This is a genomic window from Actinoplanes sp. NPDC049316 (genome assembly GCF_040677315.1).
Lineage (GTDB): Bacteria > Actinomycetota > Actinomycetes > Mycobacteriales > Micromonosporaceae > Actinoplanes.
In genome coordinates this window covers 1-15,581 of record NZ_JBFAQM010000050.1, presented here as the reverse complement: position 1 = coordinate 15,581, position 15,581 = coordinate 1, and the positions used below count along the sequence as shown (strand labels likewise).

Annotated in this window: 16 protein-coding genes and 1 tRNA gene; 13 read left to right on the top strand and 4 right to left on the bottom strand. The window is 69.1% G+C overall.

Annotated elements, in window-relative coordinates:
* The first annotated feature begins 87 nt into the window (after positions 1-87).
* Together AB0K03_RS39755 and AB0K03_RS39750 are read left to right on the top strand one after the other, a co-directional pair.
* Positions 88-1,524, top strand: a complete 1,437-nt coding sequence (locus AB0K03_RS39755) for a hypothetical protein (protein ID WP_364696888.1) — start codon at positions 88-90, stop codon at positions 1,522-1,524.
* Between the two features lie 67 nt (positions 1,525-1,591).
* Positions 1,592-2,179, top strand: a complete 588-nt coding sequence (locus AB0K03_RS39750; protein WP_364696886.1) for a class I SAM-dependent methyltransferase — start codon at positions 1,592-1,594, stop codon at positions 2,177-2,179.
* On the opposite strand, the gene AB0K03_RS39745 is transcribed toward AB0K03_RS39750, so the two are convergent.
* A complete protein-coding gene (locus AB0K03_RS39745; protein WP_364696884.1) occupies positions 2,130-3,161 on the bottom strand; it encodes a hypothetical protein in 1,032 nt (343 codons plus the stop codon). The genes AB0K03_RS39750 and AB0K03_RS39745 overlap by 50 nt on opposite strands.
* 77 nt (positions 3,162-3,238) lie before the next feature.
* Positions 3,239-4,078: a M15 family metallopeptidase gene (locus tag AB0K03_RS39740; protein ID WP_364696881.1), complete on the bottom strand. Its 840-nt coding sequence runs from the start codon at positions 4,076-4,078 to the stop codon at positions 3,239-3,241.
* A gap of 387 nt (positions 4,079-4,465) precedes the next feature.
* On the opposite strand from AB0K03_RS39740, the gene AB0K03_RS39735 reads away from it, so the two are divergent.
* From AB0K03_RS39735 to AB0K03_RS39725, 3 genes are read left to right on the top strand one after another with little or no spacing between them, the layout of a single operon-like run.
* On the top strand, positions 4,466-4,699 hold the full coding sequence (locus tag AB0K03_RS39735) for a helix-turn-helix transcriptional regulator (protein ID WP_364696878.1): 234 nt from the start codon (positions 4,466-4,468) through the stop codon (positions 4,697-4,699).
* Between the two features lie 23 nt (positions 4,700-4,722).
* Positions 4,723-5,823, top strand: coding sequence for a LuxR C-terminal-related transcriptional regulator (locus AB0K03_RS39730; protein WP_364696876.1), 1,101 nt, complete (start codon positions 4,723-4,725; stop codon positions 5,821-5,823).
* A complete protein-coding gene (locus AB0K03_RS39725) occupies positions 5,823-5,987 on the top strand; it encodes a hypothetical protein (protein WP_364696874.1) in 165 nt (54 codons plus the stop codon). Before AB0K03_RS39730 ends, AB0K03_RS39725 begins: the two co-directional genes overlap by 1 nt.
* 45 nt (positions 5,988-6,032) lie before the next feature.
* Here AB0K03_RS39725 and AB0K03_RS39720 read toward each other — a convergent pair whose 3' ends face one another.
* Complete coding sequence (locus AB0K03_RS39720) at positions 6,033-8,234, bottom strand: carbohydrate-binding protein (protein ID WP_364696871.1); 2,202 nt, start codon at positions 8,232-8,234, stop codon at positions 6,033-6,035.
* A 179-nt stretch (positions 8,235-8,413) separates the two neighbouring features.
* Between AB0K03_RS39720 and AB0K03_RS39715 the strand changes: the two genes are divergently transcribed.
* Together AB0K03_RS39715 and AB0K03_RS39710 are read left to right on the top strand one after the other, a co-directional pair.
* Entirely contained in the window at positions 8,414-8,773 is a 360-nt protein-coding gene (locus tag AB0K03_RS39715; protein ID WP_364696948.1) for a nucleotide pyrophosphohydrolase, read from the top strand.
* A 119-nt stretch (positions 8,774-8,892) separates the two neighbouring features.
* On the top strand, positions 8,893-10,788 hold the full coding sequence (locus AB0K03_RS39710) for a DUF2075 domain-containing protein (protein ID WP_364696868.1): 1,896 nt from the start codon (positions 8,893-8,895) through the stop codon (positions 10,786-10,788).
* A gap of 10 nt (positions 10,789-10,798) precedes the next feature.
* On the opposite strand, the gene AB0K03_RS39705 is transcribed toward AB0K03_RS39710, so the two are convergent.
* Positions 10,799-11,101 (bottom strand): hypothetical protein, encoded by a 303-nt coding sequence (locus tag AB0K03_RS39705; protein ID WP_364696865.1) that lies wholly within the window; start codon positions 11,099-11,101, stop codon positions 10,799-10,801.
* 284 nt (positions 11,102-11,385) lie between these two features.
* Between AB0K03_RS39705 and AB0K03_RS39700 the strand changes: the two genes are divergently transcribed.
* The 6 genes from AB0K03_RS39700 to AB0K03_RS39675 all read left to right on the top strand — a co-directional run bounded on the left by AB0K03_RS39700 (position 11,386) and on the right by AB0K03_RS39675 (position 15,481).
* On the top strand, positions 11,386-12,042 hold the full coding sequence (locus AB0K03_RS39700) for a hypothetical protein (RefSeq protein WP_364696862.1): 657 nt from the start codon (positions 11,386-11,388) through the stop codon (positions 12,040-12,042).
* Positions 12,039-12,494 carry a hypothetical protein gene (locus AB0K03_RS39695; protein ID WP_364696859.1) on the top strand — a complete coding sequence of 152 codons (456 nt, stop codon included), beginning with the start codon at positions 12,039-12,041 and terminating at the stop codon, positions 12,492-12,494. Before AB0K03_RS39700 ends, AB0K03_RS39695 begins: the two co-directional genes overlap by 4 nt.
* A 101-nt stretch (positions 12,495-12,595) precedes the next feature.
* Positions 12,596-13,438 carry a hypothetical protein gene (locus AB0K03_RS39690; RefSeq protein ID WP_364696856.1) on the top strand — a complete coding sequence of 281 codons (843 nt, stop codon included), beginning with the start codon at positions 12,596-12,598 and terminating at the stop codon, positions 13,436-13,438.
* A 223-nt stretch (positions 13,439-13,661) separates the two neighbouring features.
* Complete coding sequence (locus tag AB0K03_RS39685; RefSeq protein ID WP_364696945.1) at positions 13,662-14,747, top strand: hypothetical protein; 1,086 nt, start codon at positions 13,662-13,664, stop codon at positions 14,745-14,747.
* Positions 14,748-14,961: 214 nt separating this feature from the next.
* Positions 14,962-15,156, top strand: coding sequence for a helix-hairpin-helix domain-containing protein (locus AB0K03_RS39680; protein WP_364696854.1), 195 nt, complete (start codon positions 14,962-14,964; stop codon positions 15,154-15,156).
* A gap of 252 nt (positions 15,157-15,408) precedes the next feature.
* Positions 15,409-15,481, top strand: a tRNA-Arg gene (locus tag AB0K03_RS39675).
* Positions 15,482-15,581 lie beyond the last annotated feature (100 nt).

Below are 15,581 nucleotides of genomic sequence, written 5' to 3'. Positions count from 1 at the left end.
CCGGCCACTACTGTAACGACGATGATGAATGCGCACCGACCGTGACAACAACTGCCCCTCGGTGTGCGGAGAGCCGGAAGGAGCTTCATGAAGCACTCTGCCCCACGAGGGCGGCAGCTCAAGCGCCTGGCCTGTCTGAGCGTCGCGACCGTCGTCGCCGGCCTGCTGGCCGCGCCGTCCAGCGGTGCGGCGCAGGCCCCGGCTGACCCGGGCACCCCGCCCGGCGTCGACGAGGTCGCGAGCACGCCGAACCTCAACCAGGTCGCGTACCTGCCGAAGACGGGACCGTTCGCGTCCTCCACCAACACCGACTGGGCTTTCAAGGGCACGTACGCGTTCGGAGGCAACTACAACGGTTTCACCGTCTACGACATCAGCAACCCGAAGGCGCCGGCCGTCGCCGCGCAGGTGGTCTGCCCGGGCTCGCAGAACGACGTGTCGATCAGCGGGAACCTGCTCTTCCTCGGCACCGACTCGCAGCGTACGAACGACTCGTGCGACAACGCCGCGTCGACGAACGCCGCGCCCGGCGACCGCTGGGAGGGCATCAAGATCTTCGACATCAGCGACCCGCTGACCCCGCGGTACGTCAAGTCGATCAAGACTGACTGCGGCTCGCACACCCAGACGCTGGTGCCGGGCAAGGCGGGCGACAACTCCGTCTACATCTACGTGTCGTCGTACAACCTGGCCGCGGCCGACCAGCCGAACTGCGCGCTGCCGCACGACAAGATCTCCATCGTGCGGGTGCCGCTGTCCGCTCCGGCGTCCGCCGCGGTCGTCGCCACGCCGGTCCTCTTCCCCGACGGCGGGTACGAGGGCGGCGAGGGCAAGTCCCCCACGACCGGCTGCCACGACATCACGGCGTACCCGGAGAAGGACATCGCCGCGGGCGCCTGCATGGGCGACGGCGTGCTCTTCGACATCTCCGTCCGGTCCGCCCCGACGGTGATCACCACGGTGCGCGACACCGAGAACTTCGCCTTCTGGCACTCCGCCACGTTCAACAACCGGGCCACCAAGGTCGTCTTCACCGACGAGCTGGGCGGCGGCGGCATGGCGACCTGCAACCCGCAGATCGGCCCGAACCGCGGCGCCGACGCGATCTACGACATCGTCGGCCGGGGCAAGAACCGCAAGCTGGAGTTCCGGAGCTACTTCAAGATCCCGCGGACCAACACCGACACCGAGAACTGCGTCGCGCACAACGGCTCGCTGATCCCGGTGCCGGGCCGCGACATCATGGTGCAGGCCTGGTACCAGGGTGGCGTGTCGGTCTGGGACTTCACCGACTCGCGGAACCCGAAGGAGCTCGCGTACTGGGAGCGGGGCCCGATCTCGGCCACCCAGTTCGTGCTCGGCGGGTCCTGGTCGGCGTACTGGTACAACGGCTTCATCTACTCGAACGACATCGCCAAGGGTGTCGACGTGCTGGAGCTGAAGGACCTTCGCACCAACCTGGCGCGCCGGGCCCGTACGGACCTGTTCAACGCGCAGACCCAGGACGACTACCGCACCTGGTGACCCCCGCAGGGTGGAGGCCCGGTCCCTGGTGGGGCCGGGCCTCGCCGCGTCTGGCACCGTTGCGGACGTGGACAACCTCTGGCTGCAGAAGATCGCGCAGAACCCCGGCCACTCGGCGTGGTACGTCGAACGGTTCCGGAACCTGGCCCGCGAGGGCGCCGACCTGGCCGGCGAGGCCCGCCTGGTCGACACCATGGTGCCGCGCGGCGCCCGGATCCTCGACGCGGGCTGCGGCACCGGCCGGGTCGGCGCCCACCTCGCCGCCGCCGGCCACGACGTCACCGGCGTCGACCTGGACCCGCACCTCATCGCGGCGGCCCAGCAGGACCACCCCGGCCCCCGCTGGCTCCAGGGCGACCTCGCCGAGCTGGACCTGCCGGACCGCTTCGACGTCATCATCTGCGCGGGCAACGTGATGACCTTCGTCGCCCCGGACACCCGGGTCGAGATCCTGCGCCGGCTGCGCGCCCACCTCGCCGACGGCGCCCGCCTGACGATCGGCTTCGGCGCCGGCCGCGGCTACGACTTCGCCGACTTCCTCACCGACGCGGCGACCGCCGGGCTGGAACCCGACCTCCTGCTCTCGACGTGGGACCTGCGCCCGTTCACCGAGGGCGCGGACTTCCTGGTCGCGCTCCTGCGTCCGCGCCCCTGAGCCCGTCCCGGTCGCGCAGCGAGGTCGCGGTCAGCAGCGGCGCGAGCAGGGCGCCGGCCGGGGGTCCCGATGATCGCCGGGCCACCCCGGCGAGGAGGTCGGCGACCTGGACCCGGTGATCGTCGCGGGAGTCCACCATCACCAGCCCGGCCAGGGGTGACCTCCCCGCCGGACCGCCGCGGGCCAGCACCCCACCCAGCCGGGTGAGCCGGTCGGCCGTGAGGGCGCTCTGCTCGTCGTGGACGACCAGCACCTGCCGCTGCCCGCCGCTCCAGGTCAGCACGGTCTCGGCCAGCGCGGGCAGCATGGGCTCCAGCGGGGGCGGGATCGACCGGTCGTCGGCGTGCACCCTCGCCACCACGGCCTCCACCTGTGCTCGGGCAAGCCCGTCGAGCGCGGCTACGGCCGGCGTGCCGGCGGCGGCGCGGGCCAGCGCCTCCCCGGCCCGGAAGAACGCGTCCACGCCCGGACGGATCGGAAGCGGCCGCTTGGTCCGGACCAGGTCGATGAAGGCCCCGAGGAAGGCGTCCCATTCCTCGCCGGCCACGTGCCGTGCCCGGTACAGAGCGAGAGCGGCCGGGCGGTGCTGCTCGGCCAGGCGGGTGCCGGCCGCGTACGACGGCTCGGCCAGCAGCAGGTCGACGATCCGGGTGGCGAGGAAGAACTCCTTGTCGACAAGGTGGACGTACGCGCGCCCGGCGAGCGTCGCCAGGAACCACTCGAGCGCTTCACCGGCCCGCGCGCTGCGCAGGAACTGACCGGACTTGAGCTCGTGCGGCGAGAAGCGGAATCCTGATCGCAGCTCGCCGATCAGCGCGGCGGCCTCGGCTGCGGTGAGATCGACGCTCGCGTGAGTGATCACCGGCGTGGCGGACCGCAGCAGGTTGGTGCCGGAGAACCCGGACTCGTCACAGGCGATCTCCACGACGGCGCCGGACACGGCACCCGTCGGCGGCAGGCCGCCCTGCAACGGTGATCTCACCGCCGGCCACCCACCATGCCAGCCATGGTCGCCCGCACAGCGCCGCCGGACAACCCGATTGCGGCCGGGTCAGCGCGTCACTTGTTCGTGATGCTGAAGTGCATGTAGTCCTTGAGGCTGGTCCAGCGTCCGCCCCAGTGGAAACCGTTGCCGGTGAACGCCCGTACGGCTCCCGCCGCGTGCATCATGCCCCGCCGGTACGGCGCCCGGGCCAGGAAGTCGCGGCCGTTGCCCGGGTCGAGGTACGTGCCGCGGATCATCGGGTTCTGCACCGGGTTGACGTCGATCGCGAGGCCGTACGCGTGCTGGGACAGCGTCCTGCTGCCGGCCACCGTACGGCAGGAGTAGCCGGCCGTGACCGTGCCCATGTCGGTGATCCACGGCGCGTTCACCGACATGGGGCTCATGCCCTGCAGGCGGAAGCGCATGCGGTAGAGGGCCAGGAACGCGCGCTGGGTGCGGACGGCGATGTTCTTGTGGACGACGATGCTGCCCGGGTGGGCGACGCCGTAGAAGTCGATGTACGTGACCCACACCTTGCGCAGGTCGGCCGGGGGTGCCGGGCACTTCGCGGCCGGGTTCCAGTTGACCGCGGCGGGGGTGACCGCCTCGATGCGCGAGCGCCAGCCGGTGAGCGGGGCGGCCGGCTTGGCCACGTTGAGCACGCCGTCGGGGCTGGGCTGGTTGGGTTTCACGATGCCGTTCCAGGCGCGTAGCTGACCGGGCCGGATGCGGTACGCGGCGGCGATCTGCTTGATCGTCTGGCCGGGCCGCACGACGTGGTACGGCGGTGCCGTCGATGCGGGGGAGGCCGGGACCGCCGAGCGCGCGGCCGCCGCGGCGGGACCTGCCACCACCGGCACGCCGGGGCTGAGCGAAACAACCAGGGCAGCGAGAAAGGCGGGAAACGTCTTCATCGCCACTATTACGCCCCGAACAACCATGATCACGGGCAGCTTTGGCGAAATCGGTCCGGTGGGCCGGTTCCGACGTCCCCCGTCTGAACGTCGGAGCCGGCCCGCGGCCCGGCCGTGCCGGTCGCGCGGGATCTGCGCGCCGGCGGTCCCGTACACCGTGGCGGCGGCGTACGGGACCTGTTGGTCCCCGTGTCTGTCACCTTGCTGATCGCGCGCCGACGGGTCAACGGAGGACGCTTGTCACCCGGCACATTTGCGGGATCCCGCAAGCGTGGGGTTGCGGTTTTGCGCAACGGGATCGGACGAATCCGCCTTGCCCTGGACCGTCGCGCGAACGCTGTGGTTCCATGCGCGACGTGACCGACCGCCCGGAACGGAGCAGCTGTCTTGCCGAAGATCACCCTGTCCGACCGCGAGCGTGAATTGGTGGCCCTGCTGGCGCAGGGGCACACTGACGTCTCTGCGGCCGAGCAGCTCGGCATCAGCGCGCGGTCCGTGACGAACATCCTGCGCGGCCTCATGGATCGGCTCGGCGTGGACAACCGCTTTCAGCTCGGACTCGCGCTGGGCTTCCTCCGCAAGGCCAACGTTCCGGGGCCGTCTGTGGGAAGCGACGGTTGACCCGTTCGATGACAATCGATGGAGTGACGAGCTCACCGATTCCCATCGGCGCCGCCGTGCCATCCCTGGTCCGCTGGGGCCTTTCCAGCGACGCGGACCTTGTCTTCCGTACCCTCGTGACCTTCGGTCCCCGCACCCAGCGTGCGCTCGCCGCCGAGCTGGGTCTCGCCGGCCGGCGGACCGCCGACGCGCTCGCTGAGCTGCTCGAGTGCGGCGCCGCGGTCTCCACCGACGACATCCGCACGGCGACCCGCATCTGGACGGCCCGGCGGCCGGACGCCGTGGTGTCCATGCTCCGCTCACGCCGGCTACGGCTCGTCGACCGGCACGCGAAAGCCACCCGGCACCACGGGGTCGTCAGGTCCCTGCGCGCGTCCGGGCTCGCACCGGCCCTGCCGATGGGCATCGTCCCCGCCGTGCCGGGCGCGTTCGCCGAGGACATGATCTACCTCCCGACGCGGGAGCATGCCCGGCGCCGCATCGGCGAGCTCATCGCCCCGCCGATCGGCGAGTTCCTGTCGATGAGCAACGAGCAGGTGGTCGACGCCGTGTCCGCCCGGACCGCCGCGCCGATGGACACCGCGCTGCACGAGCGCGGCGTGCAGATGCGCTTCCTCGGCATGCCGCCGGCCGACGGCGACACGCTCGACGTGAGCGGCCACCTCGTCAACGGGACGTCCTTCCAGCGGCGGGAAGCCGCCGAGGTGCCGCTGAGGCTCATGCTGATCGACCGCCGGACCGCGCTGCTGCCCGTGGATCCGCAGGATCTGGAGCGGGGCTACCTCGAGGTCACCCGGCCGCCGGTCGTCCAGGCCCTGATCGCGCTCTTCGACCGGCACTGGCGGGCCGCCGCGGTCTCGCGCCGGCACACGGTGGCGCCGATCGAGCTCTCCGGCCGCGAGCACAGCCTGATCACGCTGCTCGCGGCCGGGCACACCGACCAGACCGCGGCGCAATGCCTGCGGATCAGCGCCCGGTCGGTCACCGGGATCATGCGTACGTTGATGGACCGTCTCGGCGTGGAGAACAGGTTCCAACTGGGGCTGGCGCTCGGCGCCCTGCGCGTCGCCGCGCCACCGTCCCTGTCGTCCCAGCCCGAAATCCGTAGCGACCCGGAGTCCTGATGTCCTGGAAACTGTTCGCTGTCGTCCTCGCCGTCCTCGCCGCGCTGACGATCGCCGTCGGCGCGTTCCTCGGCGGTTCCGGCACTCCCGGCAACCCGCCGCAACCTCCCGCCGCGATCGTCGTCACCGACGGCCCGGGCGGAACCTGCGTCACCTGCGCCTAGCCGCCACGACGGCTCGGGGGGCCCGGCCCCCCGAGCCGTTTCGAGTCAGGCGGTGAGGCGCAGGTAGTCCAGGTTGAAGCCGCCGGTCTCGCAGAAGACGGTCACCACCTGGTCGCCCGCGGCCAGGTCGACCGTGGCGTGCACCGACTGGTACGTGCCCCAGCCGCCGGTGTCCGGGACCGAGAGCTTCGCCAGCACGGCACCCTGCGCGTCGCGGAAGGACACCGCGTCCGCGGCCACCGCGCCGGTGCCGTTCGCGACGCGCAACTCCAGGTCGTACGTGCCGGCCTGCGCCACATCCACCCGGTACGACAGCCAGTTGCCCGGGGCCGTCCAACCGACGTTCTTGCCGCCGCTGGCCGACGCGTTGCTCTCGATGAAGTTCGGGCCGCCGTCGGTCCAGCCGTGCTGCGCCGTGTACGCCTCGGCCTCCACCTTCGCGCCGATCGGGGCGCCGTGCGGCACCACGGTCACGTGCACGGTCACCTCGTCGCGGGCGCGCCCGTCGGTGACGAAGAACGTGAGGTCCTGCGTACCCGGGGCGGTCGGGCTGATCGTGACCAGGCCCGTACGTGCGTCGACCGTGACCCCCTCGGGCAGGTCCACCGCGTAGTAGGCGAGCCGGTCCCGGTCGCGGTCGGTCGCCGTGAGCTGCACGCGGGCGGTGCCGTACTGGTCCGCGGTCACGGCCGGGACGTCGCGCAGGACGGGTGCGTGGTTGCGCTTCGGCGGCACGTGCGCCGTCCAGCGGTACGTGGCGTACGAGCCGGCCGGCACCTTCGCCACGAACGACTTGCCGGCGAGCTCCACCCGTACCGTCGAATCCCTGGTGTTGCCGTTGCCCAGGATGGCCACGTAGTCGTCGTGGTCGCGGTAGACGACGTTGCTGATGCCGTTGCCGGTCGCGCTCGACTCCACGCGTACGTGATCAGGGGTGAGATATCGCGCGAACTGGCCCATCGCGTAAAGCTCGTCCCGGACGGTGAAGTCGCGCGTGGTGGTGTTCACCTTGACCAGCCGGTTCGGCCACTTGGTGGTGCGGCCGATCTCGTCCCAGTCGACGTTGTTGTCACGCTTGTCCGTCCAGTGCAGCGTGCCGCCGTCCTGGTCGGTGGTCTGCGCCCACATCACGTACGAGCTCGCGTCGAGCCGGAAGTAGCTGAGGATGGTCGCGGGGTTCAGGTCGCTCGTCTCGGTCATGTGGACGGGCTTGCCGTACTGCTCGTACGCGTCCCGCATGACCGTGGGGTCACCCCAGTACGGGTGGAAAGCGATGCCGTCGGCGGCCTTCAGCGCTTTCGGGTCGTCGAAGATCCGGTAGTAGTTCTTCGTCGCGGTGCTGTTCGGGTCGCGCCAGTCCCAGAAGTTGAAGTCGTGCACGTACAGGCCGGTCCGCAACCGCGCCGCGGCCAGCTCGCGCTTGATCGCCACGGCGAGCTTCTGCTGCTGGGCGACGCTGATGTCCATGGCCGGGTAGACCACGTCCATCCCCGGCTCGTTCAGCAGGGTCAGCGCGTCGATGTGGACACCCTGCCGCGCGTACGCCTGCAGATACTTCACGTAGTACCGCGCGAACACGTCGATGCAGTCGTCCCGCAGCTTACCGACCTGGTAGTACGCGCTCGTGCTGCCGGGCAGCAACGCCACCTCGCCGGTGAAGCGGTTGTTGGTCTTCATCCACGCCGGCGCGCTCCACGCGGAGGCGAAGAACGTCGCGCGCGGGTTGTAGCGCTGGATCAGCTTGACGGTGTCGACGATGTGCAGGTCGATGTCGCGCTTGATGGAGAAGTACTTGAGCCCGAAGTCCTGGGTCACCCCCGCGGGCAGCTCGTCGTACGACCAGAACGGCAGATGCTCGATGAGGTCGGGGCTGCCGATGGTCAGCCGGAACCGGTCGAACCCCGCGCCACGCCGCGGGTCGACGAGCAGGCGTACGACCTCCTCGCGCTTGGCCGGCGTGAGCTTCCACAGGTTCGAGACGCTGGTCTCGTCGAGCGAGAAGCCGATGCCGGCGTACCGCTGACGCAACTGACTCGGATCCGCGACGACGGTGGCGTCGGCGGCGGCGCCGTCCTCGGTGCCGTAACGGACGGTGGGAAGCGGCTGCCAGGCCGCGGCGGCGCCGGTGGAGTAGGTGCCGCTGACCGGCGTGCCGCGGTGCGTCGCAGCGGCGGATACGGGTAAGCCCAGGACGGCCGCCGCGGCCGTCGACGCGGCTGCCAGGGCCGCGGTCAGGGATCGCCTCACGGGAGCTCCTTAATGATCGACGGGTGCCGACATGAGAGGAGCCTGACTTCCGACGACACTTAAGTCAAGGTGGAACTTTAGCCCGGGGACTCGCTCGTCCCGCGGCTTCACCGCGACCGGCCCCTAGCATTGGCCGGCAGAGTCCGTCACCGTCGCGAGGTGGGAAACCCTTGTCGTCGATCACCGAGCTGACCGAACGAGTCCGAACCTTCGCTCAGGAACGCGAGTGGGAGCAGTTCCACACCCCGAAGAACCTGGCGATGGCATTGGCCGGCGAGGTCGGCGAGCTCCTTGCGGAACTGCAGTGGCTCACTCCCGAACAGTCGGCCGCCGTCATGGCGGATGAGGAGATAGGACCTCGGGTACGCGCCGAGATCGGCGACGTGACCATCTATCTGACCCGCCTCGCCGACGTCCTCGGTATCGACCTCGTCGAGGCGGCACTGGACAAGCTGGAGGATTCCGGCCGCCGATACACCGTCGAGGCGGCCCGCAATTCGGCTGTGAAGATCAAGGGGCATCACCCACCCGGCGCGTAGCCAGACGATGACCATGTCGCTACAGTCGGCGTTGTCCGTAAGCGGTCCGACAGGCTTCCCGTACCTGGATATGCCTCCCATCCGCACGATCGATTCGTGCTGCCCGGGGGCAATGATCCATGTCGGCGTTCCGCCTGTCCGCGGCCGGTCTGCTTCGTCTGGCAACCCAAGGCACTCTGGCTGACCGGATCGCCGAGCAGGTACGCATGAGCGGGCACGGTGTAAGCCCCGCCGAACGTCACTCATGGTCCCGCAGCCTGTCCGTCCTGGCGCAGGACCTGGCCGACGCGGGCCTGTCCGGTGTCGAAGTGCTCGTCGAATACCAGCTGCCCCTGACGAGCCGGCGTATCGATGCGATCCTGGCCGGCACCCATCCGAGGACGGGCCGGGATTCCTTCGTCGTCCTCGAGATGAAGCAGTGGTCGTACGCCACCCGCTACGAGGACTCCGACACGCTCGTGGACGTGGAGCACGTCGCCGGGCCACGCCTGCACCCCGGCATCCAGGTCGGCGATTACTGCCGATACCTCATCGACTTCCTCGGTCTGCTGGCCGATCATCGCAACACGGTCACAGGCGCCGCGTACCTGCACAATGCCGTCGACCGCGACATCGCCGAACTGCTCGAGCGGCCGGCCACCGAGCGGAGCCGGATCTTCACGAAGCAGCGTCGCGGCGATTTTCTCGCCTACCTCCGCGCTTCCCTGGATGCCGGGACGCCGGGCGCCGCGGCCGCGGACCGTTTCATGAACAGCACGGTACGCCCGAGCCGGCACCTCCTCTCGTACGCGGCCCGGGAACTCAAGGAACGCTCGCATTTCACACTGCTCGACGAGCAGCGGGTCGCGTACGAACTGGTCCTGCATGCCGTCGAACGCGCCCGCGCGGCAGACCACAAGAGTGTCGTGGTGGTCTCCGGCGGCCCGGGCAGTGGCAAGAGCGTCATCGCGCTGAGCCTGTTGGGCGAGCTTGCCCGGCAAGGGCGTTCCGCGCTGCACGCCACCGGATCCAAGTCCTTCACCCAGACGCTGCGCCGGTACGCGGGCAAGGGCTCCACCCGTCTGAAGAACATGTTCCTGTACTTCAACTCCTTCATGACCGCGGAGCGCAACGGTATCGACGTGCTCATCTGCGACGAAGCGCACCGGATCCGGGAAACCTCGGTCAACCGGTTCACGCGGACGGCTCAGCGACAGGGTGCGCGTTCGCAACTCGAGGAGCTCTTCGCCGCGGCCCGCGTGCCGGTCTTCCTGCTCGACGAACACCAGGTGGTCAAGCCCGGGGAACTCGGCAACGTCGACATCATCACCGAGCACGCGAAGCGGCTCGACATCGAAGTGGACCTCGTGTCGCTGCACGATCAGTTCCGTTGTGGCGGTAGTGAGGCGTACGAGAAATGGGTTCTTCATCTCCTGGGTCTGAATGGTCGTTCCGCCGTCGTCTGGGAGGGCGACGGCCGCTTCGACCTGCGTGTCGCAGAAACGCCGGAAGACCTGGAACGGTTTCTGGCCGCCAGACAGGCGGCCGGCGAGACCGCCCGGATGACGGCGGGCTACTGCTGGCCGTGGAGCGATCCCCGGCCGGACGGCACGCTGGTCCATGATGTCAATCTCGGCACCTGGTCGCGCCCCTGGAACGTCAAGAGCGACCGGAGCGTCGGGGACGCGCCCGGCAGCCCTTTCTGGGCGACTGATCCGAACGGCTTCGGACAGGTCGGCTGCGTCTACACGGCACAGGGCTTCGAGTACGAATGGTCCGGCGTCATCATCGGCCCCGACCTCGTCGCGCGAAACGGCCGGCTCGTCACGAACCGCGATGAATTCAAGGACCCGAACTTCCGCAGCCGCAAGGCGGTCAGCGATGCGGAAGCCGACCGGCTCATCCGCAACACCTACAAGGTCCTGATGACCCGGGGCATGCGCGGCACCATCGTCTACGCGTCGGACGCCGAAACGCGCGCCTTCCTGAACCGACTCGTTCATGTCCGTCGAGGTCTGGAGACCGTCTACGAATAGGCGTCGGACGCTAGTGGTAGTAGGCATGTGCTGTAGCCGGGGCCGCTCCTGCTCGCCGGTATGCGCGCATGATCGCGACAGCGGCTCGGCTGAACAACCGTTGGTCCACACCGTCCGCGGTTCCCGCTGACTCGTCCGCGGCGATATCGATGACCAGGTCGCCGATCGGCCGGCCGCTGTCGTCCGCCGGACGGAACTTGAGGGCGGGAACCTCGAAAGCCACGAAGCCGGTTTGCTCGTCGGCTTCCCATCGGTACAGCACGACGTCACCGGTTCGGTCACCGTGGGCCCAAATGCCGATCGAAGCGGTCATGGCTGCCTCCACGCTCCTCTGTCCTCAGTCGCCGCCCGCCGCATGGTAATGGGGACTGCTCATCACTTTGACGAAGTTCGGGCCGCGGATCGCGCTGGAGCCGGTGCCGGTGGGCGTACGCGGGTCGAAGTTCCGCCTGACGGTCAACGGCCGCCCGGTCCGTTCAGGCCGCGCCGGCGTTTGAGTTGGGTGGCGAGGGCCGCTCTGGGCGACGATATCCCTGTATGGCCCCGGTCGATACGATGGTCGTCGCATAACGAGGGCCACGGACGGCAGGTGGGCGCATGGCGAAGCCTCGCACCCCGCGCCACGGGGATTCCTCTCCCGGTCAGTCGGCGAAGGGCGGCGACGGCGGGGGAGGTGATCCGCCGGGGCGGCGCAATGCCGCCGGTGGCGCCGGAGATCCGCGCAGCGTCTCTGCGGCACATGCGCAGGTTGCCGAATCTGCTCGATCCGGTCGGCCCGGCGCCGGCGGAACCACCTCTGGAAGCTCGGCCGCACCGGGCGTTTCGCCGGTGCGGGGACCGGCAGCGAAGACCCCGTTGAAGCCGCCGAACAGTCGCCACAATCTGAACAGCATTCGGCCCAGCAACCCCGCCAAGGAGAAGAACACGATCGTGCTGCCGGGCACGGACGTGGGCGCCGATCTGGCGGACATCTCGGCGGGCGGAGGGAAGTGGATAACCGACAGCAATCGCTATGAGATCAATGGCAGGCAGTACCTGGTCGAGCCGGGCGGGACCGTCATCCCGGCGTCGGGCCCCGGGTTTGTGAACCTGTCGCGGTCCCAGTACAAGGTTCTCAAGCAGCTCATCGGTTCCGGCGGCGATGTCGGTGCGGCTAGAGGTGCGTTGGCCCGTGACCCGAGCATCAGTGACGCAGACTGGCGTGCGGCATTCGAGGTCTTCAAGCACCACAAGAGCTACGAGGGTGAACCATGACGTACGGCATCTATTTCGACGGCAGGGCCTCAGCGGAGGACCTGCGGCAGGCACTGCACACGGTCTACAACCTGCCTACGAACCTCGTGTATGTCGGGCCCTACGAGAGGCTCAACGCATATCCGGGCCCAGACCCCGTAGCCCTGATCACCCCGGCCGGAGGAACCTTCTCTCACGAGCTGAGCGGCGGCGAGCGGCTGCACGAGCTGACCGAAGCGACCGAGCTCGAGCTCGCGCAGGCAGTTTGCCGGGTCGCCCGCACCCGGGCGCTCGTGGACGAGGGTAGTCAGGCCCCTGACTACTGGTTCCTTGTCGCCGCGGACGGCAGCTACGGGCGGGTGTTCACCGATCCGGACAGCGACGAACTCACCGTCCTGTACGCCATGGAGCCCATCAGCGGCGAGCCGGAGCTGCGGGTAGTCCCTCCGCCCGACTGGGCACGTACCTGGTAAGGCGTCCCGCGCAGCCGTCCGGCGACGCGGCTCGACGTCGGTCGGGGCGATCCGCGAGCGATGGCCGACCTCATGGCGATCTACGACGGGACGTACCAGCCGTGAACTACGGTCTTCTGATCTTCGGCGAGCTCGACCGGGATCGGCTCGCCGCGGCCCTCGCCGACCTGTTGTCGCTCACGCCCGATTCCGTAGACGTCGGGGACGAGGGCGACGACGACCGCAATTGGGACGCGCCGGTCAGCTGCACTGTCACGCCGCTCACCGGCGATCTGCATTGGCACCTCGACATCTACTTGAGCAATACACTGCCGACCCCGCCGGTGGAATCGGACGCCGCGGCCTGGTTGGCGAATCGACTGCGTACGGTCGTCGCCTACGAATCGGTGCCGTTGCCGCCCAGCGCGTACTGGTTGGTGGGGCCGGACGGTCAAAGAACTCGCGCGCGGATCTATGAGGAAGACAGCGACGATGCTGCGGTGTATCGCATTGACGCTGTGGAGCATCCGCTGGTGGAGCTCCCGGGGCTTCCCGTGGCTCCTCTGCCGGAGGTCATCCACAGCTACCGAATGCCGACGCCGATCACCGACCGGCTTCGCGAACACGTAGCCGGCGATGTCTCGAATTTGCTCGGTGCCTGGGAAGCCATGGTTGCCCGGCTTGTCGAGGGGTGGCCTCCGGACGGCTGGTATCCCGCGGAGTTCTACCGGGAGGACCTGACGACACGGGACGATCTCGCTGATGTTGTGGAGGCATTGGCTCAGCCCGTCAAGGACACGGTCGAGCGGGCTGTCGCCGAGGTGGACAGTCGGTTCGCCGCCGCTACGGAGGACGACGGCGGGAAGGCGCTCGCAGCCGCGACCCACGATGTGCCTGTCGCGGATCGATGGTGGTGGCGTCGCATTTCCCGGCCCTTGCCATGGCGGGACGCGCCGACTGCGTGACCACGGCGTGATGAGCGGAAGTCTCGGAAGTAATGACCTTCTTGAATGTGTGGGAGCGCTCCCATAGTCTGCTGGTGGGTCCCGGCGTGCCGGCCGGGCTCTCGTGGGGCAATGCCGCTCCGCCGCATCGGACAGCAGTGCTGGTGAGACAAGGAGTTCCCACGTGTTCGCAGGTCGAAGAGCGAGAACCGTCGTGCTGACGGTGGCCGGACTTGTAGCAGCTCTGTTCGCCGCGCCTGCCGCCGCGGCCGCTGCCTCCACGGCGCCCGGCGTGGGTTCCGGGTACTCCCACACCTGCGCCATCAGCAGTGCAGGTGCATTGTCCTGCTGGGGTGGCAACTACAGCGGTCAGCTCGGTGACGGCACGACGACGAACCGCACCACTCCGGTACGGGTGGGCAGCGCCACGTGGACCGCTATCGACGGCGGCACCAGTTACACGTGCGCTGTCCGTACCGAAGGATCGTTGTGGTGTTGGGGTAGCAACAACCGGGGGCAGCTCGGCGACGGCAGCACCACCAGCCGCACCGCTCCGGTCCAGGTCGGCACGGCAACGAACTGGGCCGGCGTCAGCGCCGGTGACACTCACACCTGCGGGATCCGTACGGATGGAACGCTGTGGTGCTGGGGCTACAACCGTTTCGGGCAGCTGGGCACCGGCGACCCCGCCGACGCGCGCACCCCGGTGCAGATCGGTACGGCGACCACGTGGGCCAACGTCGCCGCCGGCTACGCGCACACCTGCGCGACCCGTACGGACGGCACCCTCTGGTGCTGGGGCGACGACATGTTCGGCCAGCTCGGCGTCGGCACCCCGTTGACCTACCGCGCGGCCCCGGCGCAGGTCGGCACTGCGACCACCTGGGCCAGTGTGGCTGCCGGGTACGCGTACTCGTGCGCGTCCCGTACCGATGGAACTCTGTGGTGTTGGGGTGAGAACGGCTACGGCCAGCTCGGCGTCACCGGCGGCCAGCAGCCCGCGCCGGTCCGGGTCGGCGACGCCACCTCCTGGACCGGCGTCCACGCCGGCTTCGACACGGCCTGCGGGGTACGCACCGACGGCAGCCTGTGGTGCTGGGGCAACAACACGACCGGCCAGCTGGCCGACGGCACGACGACCCACAGGTACGCCCCGGTCCGCATCGGCACCGCCACGACCTGGACGAACGATGCTGCGGTGGGGTATCACAACTGCGGTTTCCGTACGGATGGAAGCTTGTGGTGCTGGGGCAACAATGCGAACGCGCAGCTGGGAGACGGGACCACGACCCAGCGCCCGTCGCCGCAACAGGTGACGCTGCCGAGCTGACAGTCCGGTAGCTGACGCGGCAAGGACCCGGGGCGTTCCGGCCTGCAGCAAAGTCGGCCGGGGCGCCACCGGGAAGACGCAGCTGGCACGCTCGGATGTCCGTGTGCATGTCGCTTGCAGGCGGCAACTAGTACGTCGGGCGTGGCTGGGGCAGACCGCGGTGCGATGCGGGATGGCGGTGTCGTTGTGGACCGGACCCGACATCATGAGCAGCATGGACTCTTCCCTCGGCACTCTGCCGAAGATCGGTGCGCCGGCGACGCGGGCTTTGAACAACGCTGGTTACACGGCTCTGAGTGAACTTGTCGGGGTGCCGCGCACTGAGCTGGCCAAGCTACATGGCATGGGCCCGAAAGCGCTCGAGATCATCCAGAGCGCGCTTGAGGAGCACGACCTGAGTCTGGGTTAGCACTCCACCGCCACTGGGCTTGGGTGCGTTCCGTTGCCGAGGTCCTGAGCCGATGGGGGGCGCACCATGCGCGGCTCCCCGTCGATGCTGTCGCACGCTCGGCCACCATCACGCTTCCTGTTGGAAGTCACGCGCCGAGGGCCCGTACCAGCGGCGGAACCGGCAGCGGCGGCTCTGATGACACCCGTGGGGACGCCGCGGGATGCCCCGGCACTCCTGAGAACGCCCTGGTAGGTACGATATGGGCCGCAGGCCCTCGTAGCTCAGGGGATAGAGCAACGGTTTCCTAAACCGTGTGTCGTAGGTTCGATTCCTACCGGGGGCACCCTGTGTGATGTCTCAGGACATCGGAATAGCCCGAGCCTACGTTTTGTAGGTTCGGGTTTTTTGCTTGGTGGGTGCTGGTCCGGGTGGGCGGCCGGTGG